This is a genomic window from Streptomyces sp. NPDC003032, assembly GCF_053591415.1.
This window is the reverse complement of record NZ_JBSFTT010000052.1, coordinates 20,350-38,587: the sequence shown is the minus strand read 5'-3', so window position 1 is coordinate 38,587 and position 18,238 is coordinate 20,350. Positions and strand designations below refer to the sequence as shown.

The following is an 18,238-nucleotide window of genomic DNA, read 5'->3' as shown; positions in this document are numbered from 1 at the left end:
GCGGTCCGCGGCAGCGCCAACGCCACCACCGACCCCACACCCGCACCACGCGCCACCAGCTCCCGCGCCAGACGGTTCGCCCGCGCGTTCACCTGTGCGTACGACAACTCCGTGTCCTCGCAGACCACGGCCACCGCGTCCGGACTCAGCGCCGCCTGACGCTCGAACAACACGGGCAGGGTCGTGTCGGGGACGGGGGTGCCGGTGGCGTTGATCTCGGCCAGGCTCTGGTGCTCGGCCGGTTCGAGCGGGTCGACGCGTCCGACGGGCGCCGCCGGATCGGCCAGCAGGGCCCGCAGGACCCGCACGAACCGGGCTCCGATGGAGTCGGCCGTGGCGTGGTCGAAGACGTCGGTGGCGTACTCGATGGTGCCGCGGGCCCCGCCGTTCTCAGTGGGGGCGATGTTGAACTCGAGGTCGAACTTGGCCGTCTCCGTGCCGAGCTGCTCGAAGTCGAGCCGGGTCTCGAGGCCCGGCAGGTCGACCTCGGCGCGGGTGATGTTCTGCCAGGCGAAGAAGACCTGGAAGAGCGGGTTGTAAGAGGTGGACCGCTCCGGGCTGAGCTGGTCGACGAGCATCTCGAAGGGGGCGTCCTGGTTGTCGTAGGCGCCCAGGGCCTTGTCCTTCACCTGGTCGAGGACGTCCTCGAAGGTGGGGTTGCCGGGCAGCTCGACGCGCAGCACCCAGGTGTTGACGAAGAAGCCGATCAGGTCGTCCAGGGCGTCGTCGGTGCGGCCCGCGATCGGGGAGCCGATCGGGATGTCGTCGCCGCCGCCCAGGTGGTGCAGCAGCACGGCGAGCACCGACTGCAGCACCATGGAGACGCTCAGCCCGCGCTCCTCGGCCAGCTTCTCCACGGCGGCCCGCAGCTCGGGTTCGATGTGGAACTCCACGTGGCCGCCGTCGTGCGAGGCCACCGCGGGGCGGGGGCGGTCCAGCGGCAGGTTCAGCGGCTGGTCCATGCCGGCCAGCTGCTCGCGCCAGTAGGCGAGCTGACCGTACAGGAGGGACTCGTGGTCCTTCTCGTCGCCGAGCAGGTCACGCTGCCACAGCGTGTAGTCCGCGTACTGGACCTGCAGTTCCTCCCAGCCGGGCGCGTGGCCCGCGCGGCGGGCGGTGTAGGCCGTCGACAGGTCGCGCAGCAGCGGAACCGCCGACTCCCCGTCCGCCGCGATGTGGTGGAACAGCAGGACCAGCACGTGCGCGTCGGGGGCGTGCCGCAGGACGCACGCCCTGACCGGGATCTCCGCGTACAGGTCGAACGCGTAGGAGATCGTTTCCCTGATGGTGTGGTCCACCTCGTCCGGTGACACCGGCACGACCGGTACGTCGAGTACTGCTTCCTCGACGGGCAGGACCCGCTGGTAGGCGACGCCCGCCTCCTCGAAGAGGACAGTGCGCAGGACCTCGTGCCTGGCGACCACGTCCCGGACCGCCGTCGCGAGCGCGTTCGTGTCCAGGTCACCCCTCAGGTGCAGGGCCAGGGGCACGTTGTAGGTCGCCGAGGACCCCTCGAAGCGGTCGAGGAACCACAGGCGGCGCTGGGCATAGGACAAGGGGATCACTTTGGGTCTACTCCTTGGTCATCTTGCGTAGACGGGGCCGGCTCTTGGTGGTTCCTGTGGCCTGGACTTGACCCGAAAGCTCCGCAATCGTCGAATACTGGAAAATCGTCCGGATCGATGCCTCGATCCCGAGGGTCCTGCGCATCCGGCCGATCAGCCGGGTTGCCTTCAGCGAGTTGAGGCCGAGGGCGAAGAAGTTGTCGTCGATGCCGACCCGCTCGACGCCGAGCACCTCGGCGAACAGCGCGCACAGCGCCTCTTCCTGCGGGGTGCGGCCGGCTCGCGGGCCCGCCGCCTCGGCTCCCGGTGCGGGAAGCGCCTGGCGGTCCACGCTGCCGTCGGCCGCCGAAGGCATCTCCTCAAGGAGTACGAAGGAGGCCGGGACCATGTGGTCCGGCAGGCTCCGGGCGAGGAACTCGCGCAGCTCCCCGGTGTCGACCGAACGGCCCCGCAGTGCGACGACATGGCCCACGAGCTGCTCGTCGTCACCGGCCGCGGGCACCACCGCCGCCTGCGACACCGACGGATGCGCGGAAAGGGCGGCCTCCACGTCCTCGGTGCGGAAGCGGTGGCCCCTGACGCGGACCTCGACACCGCCCGAGCCCATGTACTCCAGGGCGCCCTGCGCGTTCCACCGGGCCAGGTCGCCGGTGCGGTACATCCGCGAACCGGGCTCACCGAAGGGGTCGGCGACGAAGCGCTGGGAGGTCAGTGCGGACTGGCCCTCGAAGCCGCGTGCGACCTCGCCGGCGAGGTACAGCTCGCCGGTGACGCCGGGCGGCAGCGGTTGGAGTGCGGGACTGAGCACATAGGCGCGGATGGTCTCGGTCGGCCCGTAGGCGTTGACCACCCGCACGCCCGGGATCGCGTCCCGGACCCGCTGTACGAACGATCCAAGCAGCACGTCCCCGGTGAAGACCACTGTTCGGGCGTGGATCGCGGCCGTGGACCTGTTGAGCAGCGCGGCCAGGAGCGGAGCGGCCGTACTGATCACATCGCCGTGCCAGCCCTGGGTGCCGAGGGCCGTGAGGTCCTCGGCGAGCTCGACGCCCGCGCCCGCGCACACGCAGGCCAGGAGCTCGAAGGCCGCCGTGTCGGTGTGCGGTGAGGTCAGGAGCACCGCTGCCCCGGGTGCGATGCCGGCGGTGGCGGCGAAGCGTCGTACGCCTTCGGCCAGGGCCTTTTGACTGAGCGCCATGCCGCCTGCGGCCCTGGGCGTGTAGCGCACACAGGCCAGGTTCTGCCGCAGCACGGGGGCGCGCCGGTCGGCGTCGGCCGGGTCGGTGTCCGGGCCCCGGGTGCACTCCGGGTCGTCGAGGTGGACGAGCGGAATGCCGGTCGCGGCGGACTCCGGTGCCGTCTCGGAGGAGACGAGGATCAGTTCGGGGCTCGCCTGCGCGAGGACCGTCTCCCGTTGCGCCGGAGTCTGCCCGGGGCTCAGGAGTGCGTAGCCGGCACCCGCCTTCAAGGTGGCGAGGAGCGCGACCGCCAGTTCCGCCGAGTGCGGCAGGGCCAGCGCGACCACGGTCTCCGGGCCCGCTCCGCGGCGGATCAGGCCGTGGGCCAGGCGGTTGGCGCGGGCGTTCAGCTCCGCGTAGGTCAGTGTCGTGGCCCCGAAGGTCACCGCGTCCGCGCCGGGATCGGCGGCCGCGCGCCGTTCGAAGAGGGCGGCCACCGTCTCCCGCTCCCGCGCGTCCTGCGTGTCCTTGGCCGCGTCGTCGGCCGCGGGCCGCGCGGGGGCGAGCAGTCGCGCGCGCTCGGTGTCCAGGAGCAGGTCGGTGGCGCCGATCCGGCGTCCACCGGTGTCGGCGGCCAGTTGGTTCAGGATGGACCGGAACCGGTCGGCGATGTTCCGCGCCGTGTCCTGGTCGTAGAGGTGTGACTGGTACTGGAGGGTCAGCCGGCCGTCCTCGACGATCAGCGCCAGCGGGTAGTTCGCACCGCCCAGCGAGTCCAGGCCGGTGATCTCGAAGCCGGCCGCGCTCGTCGCCTCGGCGGTGCGGGCCGGGTCCGACGGATAGGACTGGAAGGCCACGATGGTGTCGAAGAGGGCGTCCACCCCGGCGGCCTGGTGGATCTCGGTCAGGCTGTGGTGGTGGTGGTCGAGGAGCTCGGTCTGCCGGTTCTGGAGGCCGGTGAGGAAGTCGGCGAAGGTGCTGTCCGGCTCGCACCGGGCCCGTACCGGCAGGGTGTTGATGAAGAGGCCGACCATCGACTCCACGCCGGGGAGCGTGCCGGGCCGCCCTGAGACGGCGGCGCCGAACACCACGTCCCTGCGGCCGGTCAGCGCGGAGAGCAGGATCGCCCAGGCGCCCTGGACCAGGGTGTTCACCGTGACGCCCAGCTCCGCGCCGCGCCGCGCGAGCGTGCTCACCTCCTGTGCCGCGAGCGTGAGCTCGACCTCCTGTACGCCGGTGTCCGCCCCCCGGGGGCCGACGGCGGGGGCCACGAGTGTCGCCCCGTCCAGGCCGGCGAGTTCCTCGGCCCAGGCGCGGGCGCTCTCCTGCCTGTCCTGCCGCGCGAGCCAGGCCAGGAATTCCTGGTAACCGCGGACCGGGGGCAGCGTGCTCGCGTCGTCGCCCGCCGCGTAGAGCCGCAGCAGGTCTTCGGCGATGAGCTGTTCCGACCAGCCGTCGATCAGCACGTGGTGGGCGGTGAGGACCAGCTCGGCGCTGTGGGGGCCGCGCCTGACCACTGCCAGGCGCAGCAGGGGCGGGGAGGCCAGGTCGAAGCGGTCGGCCCGGTCCTCGGCCAGGAAGCGTGCGAACGCCTCGTCCTGGTCGGCGTCGGTCAGGTCGCTGAGGTCGATCTCCCGCCAGGGCAGCTCGACGCCGTCGTTGACGATCTGGACGAGGTCGCCGGCCGCGTCGGGGGCGAAGGCCACCGTGAGGTTGGCGTAGCGGTCGAGGAGGCTCTGGCCCACGGCCCGCATCCGGTCCGCGTCGAGCGGACCGCTCAGGTGGTAGACGGTCTGCATGTGGTACGTGTCGGCGCCGGTGTCGGCCAGCATCGACTCGAAGAGCATGCCGGACTGCATGGGAGTCAGCGGCCATACGTCCCTCAGCCGCGGATAGCGCTGCCGCAGGGTCTCGAGGTCCTGCGCGCCGAGGCTCAGCAGGGGCGCGGAGGTGTCCTCCTCGGCGTCCGCCGTGTCGGTGGCGGCCTCGGCGAGGAGGGCGACGGTACGCAGTTGCAGGATCTGGCGGGGGGTGATCGCCAGGCCGTGGGTCCTGGCCCGCGTGACGGCCTGGATGGCGCGGACGCTGTCGCCGCCCAGGGCGACGAAGTCGTCGTCGAGGCCGACGCGTTCGACGCGCAGCACGTCGGCGTAGACACCGGCGAGGATCTTCTCCTGGTCGGTGCCCGGTGCGCGGTAGGCGGCTTCGCCGAGGTCGGGTTCCGGGAGGGACTTGCGGTCGACCTTGCCGTTGGGGGTCAGGGGCAGCCGGTCGAGGGGCACGATCACCTTGGGGACCATGTACTGCGGGAGCCGGTCCGCGGCGAGCCGGTGCAGCGCGTCGAGGTCGGTGCTCTCGCCGTCCGCCGCGACGACGTAGGCGACGAGCTGGTTGCGGTGGGCCACCACGGCGCTCTGCTGCACCGCGGGGTGCGAGCGCAGGACCGCCTCGATCTCGCCGAGTTCGACGCGCAGCCCGTTGAGTTTGACCTGGAAGTCCTTGCGGCCCAGGAGTTCGATCAGGCCGTCGGCGCCGAAGCGGGCCATGTCCCCGGTGCGGTAGACGCGGTCGCTCACCTCGCCGTGTGTCCACTCGATGAACCGCTCGGCGGTGCGCTCGGGCTGGTCGAGGTATCCGCGGGCGACCCCGGTGCCGGCCAGGTACAGCTCGCCGGCGACGCCGGGCGGCACGGGCTGGAAGGCATCGTCGAGGATGTAGGTGCGCTGGTTCGCCATCGGGCGGCCGTAGGGGATGCTCGCCCAGGCCGGGTCGGCCTCCTCCACTTCGTAGATCGTGGAGTGGATGGAGGCCTCGGTGGCGCCGCCCAGGGTGAACAGGCGCATCGCGGGGGCGACCACGCGGCAACGGCCCGGCAGGGGTACGGGGATCCAGTCGCCGCCCAGCATCGCCGCGCGCAGCCGGTGCAGCGGCTCGGCGCCGCTCTGCTCCAGGTGGTCGACCAGCAGGTCCAGCAGGGCGGGGGCGGAGTTCCAGACGGTGATGCCGTACTCGGTGAGGAGTTCGGCCCAGTGCGCCGGGTCCTTGCCGCGCGCCGGGGAGGGGATGACGACGGTGCCGCCGGCGGCGGTGATGCCGAGGTACTCGTAGACGGACATGTCGAAGCTGGGGGACGACAGGGACAGCACCGAGTCGTCGGGGCCGGCCGTGAAGCGGGAGTTGAGGTCGGCGAGGTTGTTGGTCACGCCGCGGTGGTGGAGTGCGATCGGCTTGGGCGCGCCGGTGGATCCGGAGGTGTGGATGACGTAGCAGAGGTGGTCGGGGGTGGCGAGGGGGGCCGGGTCGTGGTCGGGTTCCGCGGACAGGTCGGTGCCGCCGGGGCCGAGCAGGACCAGCGGGGTGTCGCCGCAGGCCGGCAGGCGCGGGGCGAGCTCGCGGCGGCTGACGTTGACGGCGCAGGTGGTGCCGTTGACCATGCCGGCGATCCGCTGGGTGGGGTAGTCGGGGTCGAGGGGGACGTAGGCGCCGCCGGCCTTGAGGATGCCGAGCATCGCGATGAGCAGTTCGGGTGAGCGTTCGAGGCACAGTCCGACGCGGGTGTCCGGTGCGACGCCCAGGGAACGCAGGTGGTGGGCGAGGCGGTTGGCCGCGGCGTTGATGTCGCCGTAGGTGAACCGGGCGTCTTCGTACACCGCCGCCGTCGCGTCCGGCCGGCGCGCGGCGTGGGCCTCGAACGCCTCGTGGAGACACGTGCCGTCCACCAGGTCGGTCTCGGTCCGGTTCCAGTCGACCAGCATGCGCCGCAGCTCCGCGTCGGTGAGCAGGCGCAGCCGGGTGACCGGCTCGTCGGGCCGGCTCAGCGCGTCCTCCAGGAGGGTGCGGTAGTGGGCGAGGATGCGGCGCGCGGTCGCGGCGTCGAAGAGGGCGGTGTCGTAGTGGAGGGCGGCGAGGTCGTCGCTGACGACGATCCTCAGTTCGTAGGGGGCCGGGCCCTCGGCGGGCTCCGCCGGGTCCCCGAAGGTGAGGGCGACGGGAGCCGGTTGTGTCGCCGATGCCGGGCCGAGGGCGGTGCCGTCGGCGAGTTCGCGCAACGTCGTCGTGCCGGTGACCCGGAGCTGGGCGTGGGCGGTGCCCGAGGCGTCGGTGCGGTCGTACCCGATGTCCTCCTGGCCGGTGTAGCGGTGGAGCAGCGCGGCGAAGGCGGCGGCCTGCGCCGACTGCCGGTCGAGTCCGCTGACGGGGGTGTGGGCGCCGAGGCCGGTGCTCTCCACGGCCGTGCACCGGGGCGGCGTGCCCGGGCGCCGCGGTCGGTCCGCGGGCAGGAGGACCGGCGACTTGGCCGGGCCCGTGTCCTTGAGGGCGTGGTTCACTGTCCGGCTCCGATCAGCTCTGCGGGGGTGTTGAATCCGGCTTCGACGCTCAGCGGGTAGCGGGCGCACAGCTCCGCGACGTCCTCGCGGATGCTCGCGGCCCGGGCCGGATCGATCACGTACTCGGTGTCGCTCAGGGGCGTGGTGGCGGTCAGCACGGTGTGCATCAGACGGGCGCACTCCCGCATCTGCTCGGGGCCCATCCCGCGCTGGGCGAGGATGTTGCTGCCCAGGCGCAGGCCGCTGGTGACGAGCGGGGGCTTGGTGTCGCCGGGGATGCGGTTGCGGTTGGCGAGGATCGCGCACTGCTCCAGGGCGCGTTCGGCGACGACTCCGGTCAGGCCGCGGTCGATGATGTCCAGCAGCACCATGTGGTTGTCGGTGCCTCCGGTCAGGACGCGGTAGCCGAGGGCGGACAGTTCGGCGGCCAGCGCCGCGGCGTTCGACACGATCAGCCGTGCGGTGCCCTTGAACTCCGGGCCCGCCGCGAGCGAGAAGGCGCGGGCCTTGGCGGCGATCGTGGCCGGGCTCGGTGTGCCCTGTGACTGCGGGAAGACCGCCCGCTGCATGAGCCGGAACAGGGGCGTGCGGCCGTCCGGCCCCGGCGTGCGGTGATCCTTCCCGCTGAGGATGAGGCCCCCGCGGGGACCGCCGAGCTGCTTGTAGGTGCTGGTCGTGGTGATGTGTGCGGCGTCGATGGGGCTGGGGTGCTCTCCGGTGACCACCAGACCCGCGATGTGGGAGATGTCGGCGAGGAGGTAGGCGCCGACGGAGTCGGCGATGAGCCGGAACCGGTCGAAGTCGACGGTGCGGGGGTAGGCGCTGGCCCCGGCGATCAGGACCTTCGGCCGGTGCTCCTGTGCGAGTTCGGCGACCTGGGCGAAGTCGATGCGGCCGGAGCGGTCCAGGCCGTAGTGCACGGCGTTGAAGTGCCGTCCGGTCACCGAGGCCCGCGAACCGTGGGTGAGGTGGCCGCCGGCGTCGAGGTCCAGGCCGAGGAGCGTGCCGCCCGGCGGGATGAGGGCGGTGAGCACCGCGAGGTTGGCGGAGGAGCAGGAGTGGGGCTGCACGTTCGCGTACTGGGCCCCGAACAGGTCCTTGGCCCGCTCGATGGCGAGCAGTTCGACCTCGTCGAACCGGGCGGCGCCGGGGTGGTAGCGGGCGCCGGGGTAGCCCTCGGCGGTCACGTTGGACAGTGCGGCTCCGCCGGCGGCGAGCACCGAGGGGTCGGCCACACTCGCCGAGGCGATCATCGCCAGCGTCGAGTCCTGGTGGCGTATCTCCGCGTCCAGCAGACCGGCGAGCTCGGGGTCCGTGCGGTGCAGGGACTCCATACCGACGCGCAGCTGCCCGGCCTGCTCCCCGCCGTCGAATCCGGCGTCCTGACGGGGGGACGGTGTCCGCCCTGCATACCACTGACCGGCCATTTCGTACGCCTCGTCTCTCGTTCGGTATCAACCGGAAGGAAGGAATTCGTTTCCTGCATATCGCTGCCGAGTGAGAGCCTTCGTCCAACCCCGAGGGAGCAGCGGAATTAAGAATTACCCTAACTTCACCCCGGGGCTCGGACAATGACGTTCGGAGATCGGGCTCCGAACAGAAAATAAGACGCCCCCCTCCTTTGAATAAAAGGAGGGGGGCGCCTGCAAGGAATTCTCCCCGGCACCGAAAGCGATAACGGAAAGAGAAATTCCGGGCCGAGCTGTTTTCCGGCCCCGGGCTAACCGGCCGCCACGGGCAGGGCCCGATGGTCCAGGGCCTGTGCCATCCCCGCGACGGTGGGGTTCTCGTACAGCTCGTTGGCGGTCAGCCGTACGCCCAGCTCCTCGTCGACCCGGGCCAGCAGACGGGTGGCGCGCAGCGAGTTGCCGCCCAGGTCGAAGAAGGAGTCGTCGCGGCCGACGGAGTCCTGGGTGAGGACGTCGCCCCAGATCGCGGCGATCCGGCGCTCCAGGTCCGTGGCGGGTGCCTGGTAGGTGCGGCGGCTGCCTGGCCGCTTGGGCGCGGCGTCCAGGAGCAGTTGCGTGGTGTCCACCGCGCCCGCGGCGTCCACCGGGATGCGGGTCACCTCCACCATGCGTACGGGTACGGGGAAGTCGCGCAGGACCGGTTCCACTGCCGCGTGCACGGCCTCGGGGTCGATGCCCTCGGCCGTGTAGGCCACCAGGACCTCGCGGGCGCTCAGTTCGTCGGTGGCCAGCTCGGAGAGGATCGCCGGGTTCTCCAGGTCCAGGCCGATCAGCAGGTAGTGGTACGGCATGGACGTGGCCGCCAGGAACGCCCGCAGCCCGTCGTCGGGGTCGATGGCGCGGAAGCCGCGCTGCCGTGCGGGGGCCTCGGACTGCCCCCGGTTCATGCCGACGTCGCTCCACATGCTCCAGGCCAGGCACCGCACATCGCGCCCGCGCTCGTGGCGCCAGTGGTCGGCGAAGCCCACCAGGAAGGTGTTGGCGGCGGAGTAGGCGCCGAAGGACCGGCCGCCGAACTCCCCGTTGACCGACCCGAAGAGCATCAGGGAGGCCTTGGGCCGGTTCTCCAGGACCGAGGCGATCGCGAGCGTGCCGGCCACCTTGGCCCCGTACTGAGCCGTGAACGTCTGTCGCGTCTCCCTCGCCAGCGTGTGGCGCTCCAGGTCCTGCCACTGGCCGGTGACGTCGGCCGCCGCCAGGTGCAGCACCCCGTCGAGCGGGCGGCCCCAGCGCTCCTCGGCGGCGGTCACCGCCTCGGCGAGCGCGGACGCGTCGGCGACGTCCGCCCGGACGTAACGCACCTCGCCGAGGGCGGCGAGTTCGGCCAGGGAGTCCGCCTTCTCGCCCGTGGGCGCCGAGCGTCCCACGAGCAGCAGGCGCGCCCCGTAGGCCGCCAGGAGGTATCCGGCGATGTCGTGGGCGATTCCGCCGAGTCCGCCGGTGACCAGGTACAGGCCGCCGGGGACGATCGCGGGGGCGTCCTCGGTCTCGGCCTCGGGAACCGGCCGCAGGCGCGGCTGCCAGCGCAGTCCCTCGCGGGCCGCCACCACCCCGGTGCGGGAACGGTCGGCCAGTTCGGCGGTGACGGCGGCCGCCCACGTCTCCCGGTCGGCCGGCAGGTCGAGGTGGCGCACGGTGACCTGGGAGAGCTCGGTGACGGCGGTGCGCACGAGCCCGGGCAGCGCGCACACGCCGAGGTCGATCCGGTCCCAGGGGCGCACATGGACGGCCCCGGTGGTGAGCAGCAGCAGCAACGGGCGGGTGGCGCCCCGCCAGTCCGCGCCGTCCAGCGCCGCCATCAGGGCGGTGACCCGGGAGGTCACCTCGCCGAGCCTGGCGGTGTGGTCGGCGCGCTCGCCCTCACCGCCGGGGAACGCGGCGCACACGACGGTGGAGATGTGGCCGTGCCGGGCGCTCACGTCGGCGAACACCCTGCTGATGGCCGCGCTGTCGCCCGGTGGGACGCGGAAGGCGACGGGGCTCTCCTGGACGAATCCCTCTCCCTCCTCGGCCTCGCGAACGACGATGACGCGGCCCTGGTCGAGCCCGAGCAGCGGCAGGTCGCCGCGCTCGGCGAAGACCACGCGGACGCCCTCGGTGTCGGTCTCGTCGGTGGTGTCCTCCAGACGTGACCACTGCCGGCGCAGGAAGGTGGTGGCCGACGGCCCGGTCTCCTCCGGCTGCTCGATCCGGTCGGCGAACCGGCCGGACCGCAGGTCGGACACGAGGGCGCCGCGCTGGATCTTCCCGCTGGCGGTCTTGGGGAACTCGGCGACGGTCACGGGGACCAGGAGATCGGGTGCCAGGCCCGCTTCGCGGCCGAGCCTGGCCCGGATGTCCTGGAAGGTACGGGTGAGCGAGTCGGTGTCCCAGCGGGTGGGGACGAAGAAGACGACGAGCCGGTCCGAGCCCTCCCCGGGCTCGCGGACGCCCGCCGCCGCCGAGTAGGTGACCCGTACGCCGTCGACCTCCTCGACCATGCTCTCCAGTTCATGGGCGACGTAGTTGGCGCCGCGGACCACGATCTGGTCCTTCTTGCGCCCGGCTATCACGAGCTGGCCGTCGTGGACGAAGGCGAGGTCGCCGGTGCGGAACCAGCCCTCGGAGTCGAAGGCGGCCCGGTTGGCCTCTTCGTTGCCGTGGTATCCGCGCATCATCGTCACGCCGCGGATCTGCAGCTCGCCGATGCGGTCCTGGGGCAGGACCGCTCCGGAGGCGTCGACGATCCGGACGGTGACTCCCGGCAGGGGCGCGCCGACCGTGGAGAAGGACACCGCGTCCTGTGCGCCGCGCTGGTCCTGGCCGGGGAAGCGCAGGTCCCCGTCGAAGGAGGAGGGGGCGACGACGACCGTGCCGGCGGCGCGGTCCTCGCGGCTCTGCGTGGAGTAGGTGACTCCGGAGCAGGTCTCCGACATCCCCCAGGCGGGTGCCATGGCGTCGGCGGGCAGGCCGTGCGGTTCGAGCAGTTCCAGGAAGCGGTGGCTGTTCGCCGCGATGACCGGCTCGCCGCCGTTGGCGAACTCGCGGACGCGTGAGAGGTCCCACCGCCGCTCGGCGATCTGGTCGGCGTACTCGCTGATCAGGTTGAAGGCGAAGTTGGGCGCCCAGGTGTTGGTCGCGCCGTAGCGCTCCAGGAGGTCCAGCCACATGAGCGGGTCGCCGAGGAAGTCGTCGATCTTCCCGTTGACGTGCAGGCTGCGCAGGAACACGTCGCGGATGTTGTAGAAGACCATCGTCACGTGGTCCAGCGGCATCCAGATCACGCTGACGTCGTCGCCGGTGTAACCGCGGCCCTGGATGACCGACCAGCTCCGGGCGGCGACGGAGGCGTTGGTGTGCTGGACGCACTTGGGGACGCCGGTGCTGCCCGAGGTGAGCAGGTTGATGACGGGCGTGTGGGGCCCGCCGTCGTGCCAGCGGGTGTCGCGGGCGTGCCTGGCCAGTGATTCGACCTCCAGGACCCGCACGGTCGACTCGTTCCAGAGCGCGCGGACCTCCCGCAGGGCGGGCGCGGTGGCGGCGTCGGTGAGGATGGCGGGCTGCTCCAGCAGGTCCCAGGCGTTGCGGAGTTTGCGGTTGGCCTCGTTGTGCGCGGCGTAGGTCGTCGCCACGGCCACCGGGGTGGGGACGAACCCGCCGAGCACGCACGCCCAGAACGCGGTCATGTAGCCGCGGTGGTCGTCGAACTGGAAGAGCGCCGCGTCACCCGGCTCCAGGCCCGCGGCCCGCAGCCCGGCGAGGACGCACTCGGCCTCCGCCAGGAGTTCGGCGTAGCTCTGGAACCGCGGCTCCTGGCCGGCGCGGACGTAGACGGTGCCCTTGTCGGGCGCCTGCTCGGCGGCCTGGCGCAGGGCCTCCTGCAGGGTGCTCGCGCCGCCTTCGGGGACGTACAGGTCACCGCCGTACAGCTCGGAGGTGGGCTTGTGCCGGCCGGGGCCGGGGCCGGGCTCGGCGGCGGCCGGGGCCGTCGGGGCCGGCGCGGCCGGATCGAGTTCGGCGCTCACCGCCCGTGCGCCTTGGCGGACCACGGCGGCGGCTTCCCGTACACCGGGTACGGACCGGACGGCGGCGGCCATCTGCGCTATGAGGGACGGCTCCAGGGCTCCGGAGGTGCTCATGAGAGGCTCCCTGCCTTCTCGGCTTCCAGCAGTACGTGGCTGATGTCCCGGACGAGTTCGGCCGGGTCGTCGAGGAAGTAGAAGTGGCCGCCCGGGTAGAGGCGGATGTCGAAGGCGCCGTCGGTCTGCTCGCGCCAGCCGTCGAGCGTGTCGCGCGGGGCCCGCGGGTCCGCGGCGCCGCTCAGGACGGTGATGGGGGTGTCCAGCCGGGGGCCGGGGCCGACCTCGTGGTGCTCCCACAGGTCGAAGTCGGCGCGCAGGGTCGGCAGAAGGGCGTCCATGACGTCCTCGTCCTCGGCGATCTCGGGCTCGAGGCCGCCCAGCCGGACGACCTCGGCGGCGAGGTCTTCGTCGGTGAGGTCGTGGAGCTGCTTGACGCGGCCCGTGGTGCCGGGGGCGGACTGGGCCGAGAGGAAGAGGCGGCTGGGACGCGGGCCGCCCTTCGCGTGCAGGGCCCTGGCCACCTCGAAGGCGAGTACGGCTCCTCCGGAGTGGCCGAAGAAGGAGAACGGCCCGTCCATGACGGGGCGCAGCGCCTGTGTGAGCACCTTGACCAGCGGTCCGACCGCGGTGACCGGGGCTTCGACGATGCGGTTCTGCCGCCCGGGCAGCTGGACAGCGGCGAGTTCGATCTCCGGTGGGGTCAGGGCGGCCCACTCGGCGTAGGCGCCCGCGCCGGCGCCCGCGTGCGGGAAGCAGATCAGACGGTGGCGGCTCTCGCCCCGTCTGGCCCGCCATATGTAGGGGGTCTCGGCGATCAGCTCGGGATTCTCGCTCATGTCTCACGCCTCGCCATCGATGAACGTTCGGGTCCGCACCGCAGAAGGCGGGTTCGGCATGCGCCGCGATCGTGCTCGCACCGCTCCTCCAAAAATATTTGCTGTGAATTCAGAAAATTCTGCGCAGTCGGCACTCGGCGGGGAATTCACCGGGTCGGGCGCCGAAATTGAATGGACCAGCTGGTGAACCGCTTCCGGCAGAGTCCGACAATGCTCGTCGTGCCGCCGGGCCGACCGGGGTTCCGTGGCGGTGCGTGCCGCTGAACGTTTCCCCGCGTTCCTGTTCTCTTTCCGTCGCCGGCATTCACTTTGGTCTCCGATGGGGCGTGTGACCGGGAGCGGCCGTGCCGCCCCGGGGTCGAGCGGACGCACTGTCATGGGCACCGCATCTCGAGTTCATGCGCCAGGCGCAACCAGTGCTCGGCGCACCGGCGGGCCGCCTGGGCCAGCATTCCGGCGCGGTGCACGGGGACGCTCTGCGCCAGCCGGCTCCACTTCGCCTCGTCGCCGATGCCTTGCAGGCTCAGCAGGTGCAGGAGGGTCCGCCCGGCTTCGGTGCGCAGGGAGGGGTCCTTGCTCATGTTCGGCAGCATCAGGCTGATGGCGGCGGCCGACGTACGGGTGGCGGCGCGGCCCGCGGCCGAGCGGGAGCTGGCGCTCTGCGCGGCCGCCGAGGGAGTACGGGGCTTGGGCGCCACCGGGTCCTGGCCGAGCCGCATGCGGTCGCGTACGTCCTTGGCGGTGGCGGTGGCTATGCCGGCGCGCTGGGCGATCTCACGGAGCGAGGCGTCGGGGTGGGCGGCGATGATCTGGCTGGCGCGCCGCCGTCCCTCGGCCGCGTGCAGCGGCCTGACCCGTCCGTCGCGCCCCATTCTGGTGTTCGACTGTTCGCCTTGGTTGGTTGAACGGCGCCGGATGGCCGCGATCGTGCCCGCGGCAAGCCCGGTATTGGCGGCGATGCGGCGGTCGGACCACTGGGGCCGGGCGGCGACGATCCTGCTCGCCGCGGCCGTGCGGTCGGCCAGGGTGAGGGGGAGGCCGTGCGCGACGTTGAGTCTGACGGCGAGGACGAAGGCGTCCTCCGGCTCGCCGTCGAAGAACTCCACCTCGACTTCCTTCTCACCGCGCAGTTCGGCTCCGCGCAGCCGGTGCATGCCGTCGATGACGCGCATCGTGGGCCGGTGGACGAGGATCGGCGGCAGCGGGGCGTCCAGCTCGGCGAGCAGCTTGACGTGGTCGTTGACCTCGCCGTTGACGCGGGGTGAGTCGGAGGGCAGCAGCGCGCTGACCGCCACGATGGCGCGCTGACCGCGCGGGCGGGCGGCCGGTGACTCGGTCGACGCGGGCGCGGATGCGGTGGCGGCGGCGGCGGGCACGGATGTCCGGTTGGTGCCGGTGCCGGCTTCAGAGCCGGTTCCGGTTCCGGATCCGGTTTCGGTTTCGGATCCGGTGTCGGTGTCGGTGTCGGTGTCGGTGAGAACGGCGAGTTGTGAACTCATCGCCCCTCCACCGGCGTCACCGTGCGGCCGTCGGCGGTCCGGTTTGCGACGGCCGCAGTACGAGCGTCCAGGACGTTCATGACGTAGTGGTTCCTCCCCGGTGGCTGACCGGTCCCCCGTAGGTACCAGGCATGTTCGGCGCGTCGGACAGCAGATGGATCCGCCGCGCTCCCCTTGGTGCTGCGTGCGGGCACCGTGCGGGTCAGGGCGCCGGCACGGACCCCGTCGGCGAATGTGCGCGAGCAAGGTGTGGCAGCGGTGCGCCGACGCGGACGGATGGCGTCCCGGCGCGGGCGCCCGGACGATCCGTTCAACGCGTGCCACTTGACATGCAACTGCTGCAAGTACATCGCGGCCCCCCTCGACAGACGCGGCTACCTTCGGACTAGGAAAATACCAGTGTGCGGGTTTTTTATCGACCTCCCGGCGGATTCTTGTGAAAACCGGGGGCACGCGTGGGACTGAACGGACGCTCGCGCGGCTGCACCTCGGGGGATTCGGCGCAACCGCGCGAGCGGCCCCCGATCGAGCGCAGCATGGAAAATGCCTGCTCAGGCCCTTGCTCCACCCTCCCGCGAGCCCTTATGCAGGGACGGGGCCGCAGGAAGGGGGGCGGCTTGAAGCCGACCGTCTCGACCGGGATGGATGAATAAAACCATACCTACTTCGCGGTTTTCAAGCCGCCGAGCCCCTCTTCCGGCCCACTGAACCCCACCAAGCGCTGCAGCCCGCCCCCTGCCTCCCGCCACAACATCGCCTACATCCAGCCCTTTTGGGTGTTCCAGCACCACCGACGGTCGAAGCGAATATGAAACCGCTATGCTGGTTTTATAAGCTCAAGGTGCAGGTCCCCCGTATCAAGGAGCACCAGTGACCAAACAAGAGCGCGCCGCCCGAACCCGCGACTCACTCATCCGCTCAGCGGCCGAGACGTTCGAGCGGTACGGATACGTCCAGGCGAAGCTGGCTGACATCAGCGCCAGCGCCGGTGTCAGCCAGGGCGCGCTGCACTTCCACTTCGAGAACAAAGCGGCGGTGGCCGCCACCGTCGAGTCGTCGGCGGGCGTGAGCCTGCGCCGGGAGGCCTGGCTCTCCCAGCTCCCCGGCATGAACGCGCTGCAGCGGCTGACGAACACCTCCCACGCCCTTGCCGGACGGCTGCGCCGGGACGTCGTGGCCCGGGCGGGGTTCAAGCTGAGCTGCGAGGCCCCGCACAGCGCCGGCCCCACCCTCCCCCAGGAGTGGCGGGTGTGCGTACGGCAGTTGCTGGCGGAGGCATCCCAGGAGTCCCTCCTCGTCAAGGAGGCCGAACCCGCCGAGGTCGCCGACACCATCGTCGCGGCGACCACCGGCTTCGAGCTGCTGGGGCGCGAGGATCCCGCCTGGTTCTCCGACACGGCGCTGACCGCGTTCTGGCGGCTCTTCCTGCCGTGCATGGCCCGCCCCGAGGCCCTTTTGACGCTCGAACCCGGCGGCGCGCCGACCCGCGTACTGCACGCACCGGTCAGGTGACCGCGCCGCCCCCTGCCCGTCTGTCGCCGTGGGGCCCGCTCTCCTCGCCCCGGCGTGTGCCGCCGGGCCGGGCGAGGACGCAGAGGGTGGAAAGACCCGCCCGGCCCTGACGTCAGCCCATGCCGAGCGCGGTGTGCGCAGCCCGCCGCGTGGCCTCGTCAGCGGCGAAGACGGCGACCCCGGTCATGGGATGAGACTGTTCGCGGTCCCCGCCGACCGATCCGCCGGCCTCTTGGACGATGAGCGCCAAGGGGGCGTGGTCCCATATCTGCCCGCCCACCTGCACCGCCAGGTCGAGTTCCCCGGAGGCGACCAGCAGGGCGGCGTGCGCGGACCACGGGGCGGCCGTCGCCCTGGCCGTCAGCGCGGCTATGGGATCCCGGTAGCGCGCGGGGATCATCTCGGCCGGCGGGACGACCCCCAGCGAGCAGGCCTGGAGGACGGAACCGGGTGCGGCCACCCTCAGGGCACGGGCACGAACCAGCCGGCCGTCCTCGACATCGGCGCAGAACGCGCCGCGGCCGCGGGCGGCGTACCAGATCTTCCCCTGAGCGGGGATGATCGCGACTCCGACGGTCGGACGGCCGTCCTCCTCCAGAGCGATCAGCGACTGCCAGCGGTCGTCTCCCCGCAGGAACAGCCCCGTGCCGTCGATGCCGTCGAGTATCCAGCGCCGGGCGCCCGCGCCGAGCCGGCCGGTCTCCTCCCCCAGGAAGGCGTCGTCGGGCCGTCCGGCGAGCAGGACACGGCGCACCTCCTCCTCGACGGCGATGTCCGCCTCGGTCACCACCGAGCCGTCGCTCTTGAGGTGCTGGGAGAGTGCGGCGGCCGCGACCTGGTGGCGCAGGGCCACGGCGGCGCCGGCGAGGGCCGCCCGCTGCGCGAGAGCAAGATCATCCAACATGGTGTGCATCCTGCCGCCCGACGGAGGCGCAGGGCCACCTTCCACCGCGATCCGCTCCCCGCGCGAAGGCGGCCGTGGTCGCGCCGCCCACGGGTTCGGTGAGCCCGGCAGCCGCCGGAAGCCCTCGGTGAACGGGAGCACGGTGTCGCCGACGTAGTCGTGGCCGGCGGCTACGCCCGTCGGCGGGAGGTTCCCGACGTCACCAGTTCCTCGGCGACGCCGTCCGCCGCCAGTCGTGGCAGCAGCAGGTTCCACAGGGACGTGACGGTGGCGGCGGCCGCAGGCGGGCGGGGCGAACTCCGGCACCCGTCGAGCGTGCCGAGACCGACGGTGGTGGCCACCAGGGTGGCCGTCACGTCCTCCGCCGGTACGCCCCGCGTCATCGCACCTTCCCCGGCGGCCCGCCGCAGCGCGTCCCTGACCCAGGCCTTCCACAGATGGCGGGGGTCGCTCGAGGCCCCGCACCGACCGAGCGTCCGCCCTACGCCGAAGCCGACGCGCAGGACCGCGTCCTCACCGAGGCCGCGGGTGAGGTCGTGGGTCGCGTCGATCAGAAGTTGCAGGGCGCTGCCCGGGCGGCGGCCCGCGCCCCGGTCGGTGATGCGGGCCAGGCGCTGGACCGCCGCCCGGCCGACCTCTTCGGCCAGCGCGTCCTTGTTGGCGAAGTGGAAGTGCAGGGCTCCCTTGCTGACCCCGGCGTGCGCGCTGATCGTGGAGAGGGAGGCGAGCGTGAAGCCGTGCCGGTCGAACATCTCGGCGGCGGCTTCGATCAGAGTGTCGCGGGTGCGTTGCGCGCGGTCCTGCTGGGCCATCTCGGCACTCCGTTGCGGTGTGAAGCGGCGGTAAGGAGGCGGCAGGCAGATTCCGGACTCCGCGCCCCCCACAC

Annotated in this window: 9 protein-coding genes; 1 reads left to right on the top strand and 8 read right to left on the bottom strand. The window is 72.1% G+C overall.

The window, feature by feature from the left end:
* The 6 genes from ACWDZ7_RS38565 to ACWDZ7_RS38540 all read right to left on the bottom strand — a co-directional run.
* A partial coding sequence (locus ACWDZ7_RS38565; protein ID WP_451803414.1) for a condensation domain-containing protein occupies positions 1-1,565 on the bottom strand: 1,565 nt, incomplete at its 3' end.
* A gap of 7 nt (positions 1,566-1,572) precedes the next feature.
* On the bottom strand, positions 1,573-7,071 hold the full coding sequence (locus ACWDZ7_RS38560) for an amino acid adenylation domain-containing protein (RefSeq protein ID WP_451803413.1): 5,499 nt from the start codon (positions 7,069-7,071) through the stop codon (positions 1,573-1,575).
* Positions 7,068-8,498, bottom strand: a complete 1,431-nt coding sequence (locus ACWDZ7_RS38555) for a serine hydroxymethyltransferase (protein ID WP_451803412.1) — start codon at positions 8,496-8,498, stop codon at positions 7,068-7,070. The genes ACWDZ7_RS38560 and ACWDZ7_RS38555 overlap by 4 nt, the downstream gene beginning before the upstream one ends.
* 293 nt (positions 8,499-8,791) lie before the next feature.
* Entirely contained in the window at positions 8,792-12,658 is a 3,867-nt protein-coding gene (locus ACWDZ7_RS38550; protein ID WP_451803411.1) for an SDR family NAD(P)-dependent oxidoreductase, read from the bottom strand.
* Positions 12,655-13,437: a thioesterase II family protein gene (locus ACWDZ7_RS38545; protein WP_451803410.1), complete on the bottom strand. Its 783-nt coding sequence runs from the start codon at positions 13,435-13,437 to the stop codon at positions 12,655-12,657. Before ACWDZ7_RS38545 ends, ACWDZ7_RS38550 begins: the two co-directional genes overlap by 4 nt.
* Positions 13,438-13,811: 374 nt before the next feature.
* The gene (locus tag ACWDZ7_RS38540; RefSeq protein WP_451803409.1) at positions 13,812-14,936 is read right to left on the bottom strand and encodes a ParB/RepB/Spo0J family partition protein; all 1,125 of its coding nucleotides are present in this window, start codon (positions 14,934-14,936) and stop codon (positions 13,812-13,814) included.
* Between the two features lie 870 nt (positions 14,937-15,806).
* Between ACWDZ7_RS38540 and ACWDZ7_RS38535 the strand changes: the two genes are divergently transcribed.
* Entirely contained in the window at positions 15,807-16,448 is a 642-nt protein-coding gene (locus ACWDZ7_RS38535; RefSeq protein ID WP_451803408.1) for a ScbR family autoregulator-binding transcription factor, read from the top strand.
* Between the two features lie 112 nt (positions 16,449-16,560).
* Here ACWDZ7_RS38535 and ACWDZ7_RS38530 read toward each other — a convergent pair whose 3' ends face one another.
* Both ACWDZ7_RS38530 and ACWDZ7_RS38525 read right to left on the bottom strand, forming a co-directional pair.
* A complete protein-coding gene (locus tag ACWDZ7_RS38530; RefSeq protein ID WP_451803407.1) occupies positions 16,561-17,352 on the bottom strand; it encodes an inositol monophosphatase family protein in 792 nt (263 codons plus the stop codon).
* Between the two features lie 170 nt (positions 17,353-17,522).
* Positions 17,523-18,164, bottom strand: a complete 642-nt coding sequence (locus ACWDZ7_RS38525; protein ID WP_451803406.1) for a ScbR family autoregulator-binding transcription factor — start codon at positions 18,162-18,164, stop codon at positions 17,523-17,525.
* Positions 18,165-18,238: the final 74 nt, after the last annotated feature.

Coding starts and splice junctions, on each gene's coding strand:
- ACWDZ7_RS38540 (WP_451803409.1), bottom strand. CDS start 14,936: ATGAGTTCACAACTCGCCGTTCTCACCGACACCGACACCGACACCGAC.
- ACWDZ7_RS38530 (WP_451803407.1), bottom strand. CDS start 17,352: ATGTTGGATGATCTTGCTCTCGCGCAGCGGGCGGCCCTCGCCGGCGCC.
- ACWDZ7_RS38545 (WP_451803410.1), bottom strand. CDS start 13,437: ATGAGCGAGAATCCCGAGCTGATCGCCGAGACCCCCTACATATGGCGG.
- ACWDZ7_RS38550 (WP_451803411.1), bottom strand. CDS start 12,658: ATGAGCACCTCCGGAGCCCTGGAGCCGTCCCTCATAGCGCAGATGGCC.
- ACWDZ7_RS38555 (WP_451803412.1), bottom strand. CDS start 8,498: ATGGCCGGTCAGTGGTATGCAGGGCGGACACCGTCCCCCCGTCAGGAC.
- ACWDZ7_RS38525 (WP_451803406.1), bottom strand. CDS start 18,164: ATGGCCCAGCAGGACCGCGCGCAACGCACCCGCGACACTCTGATCGAA.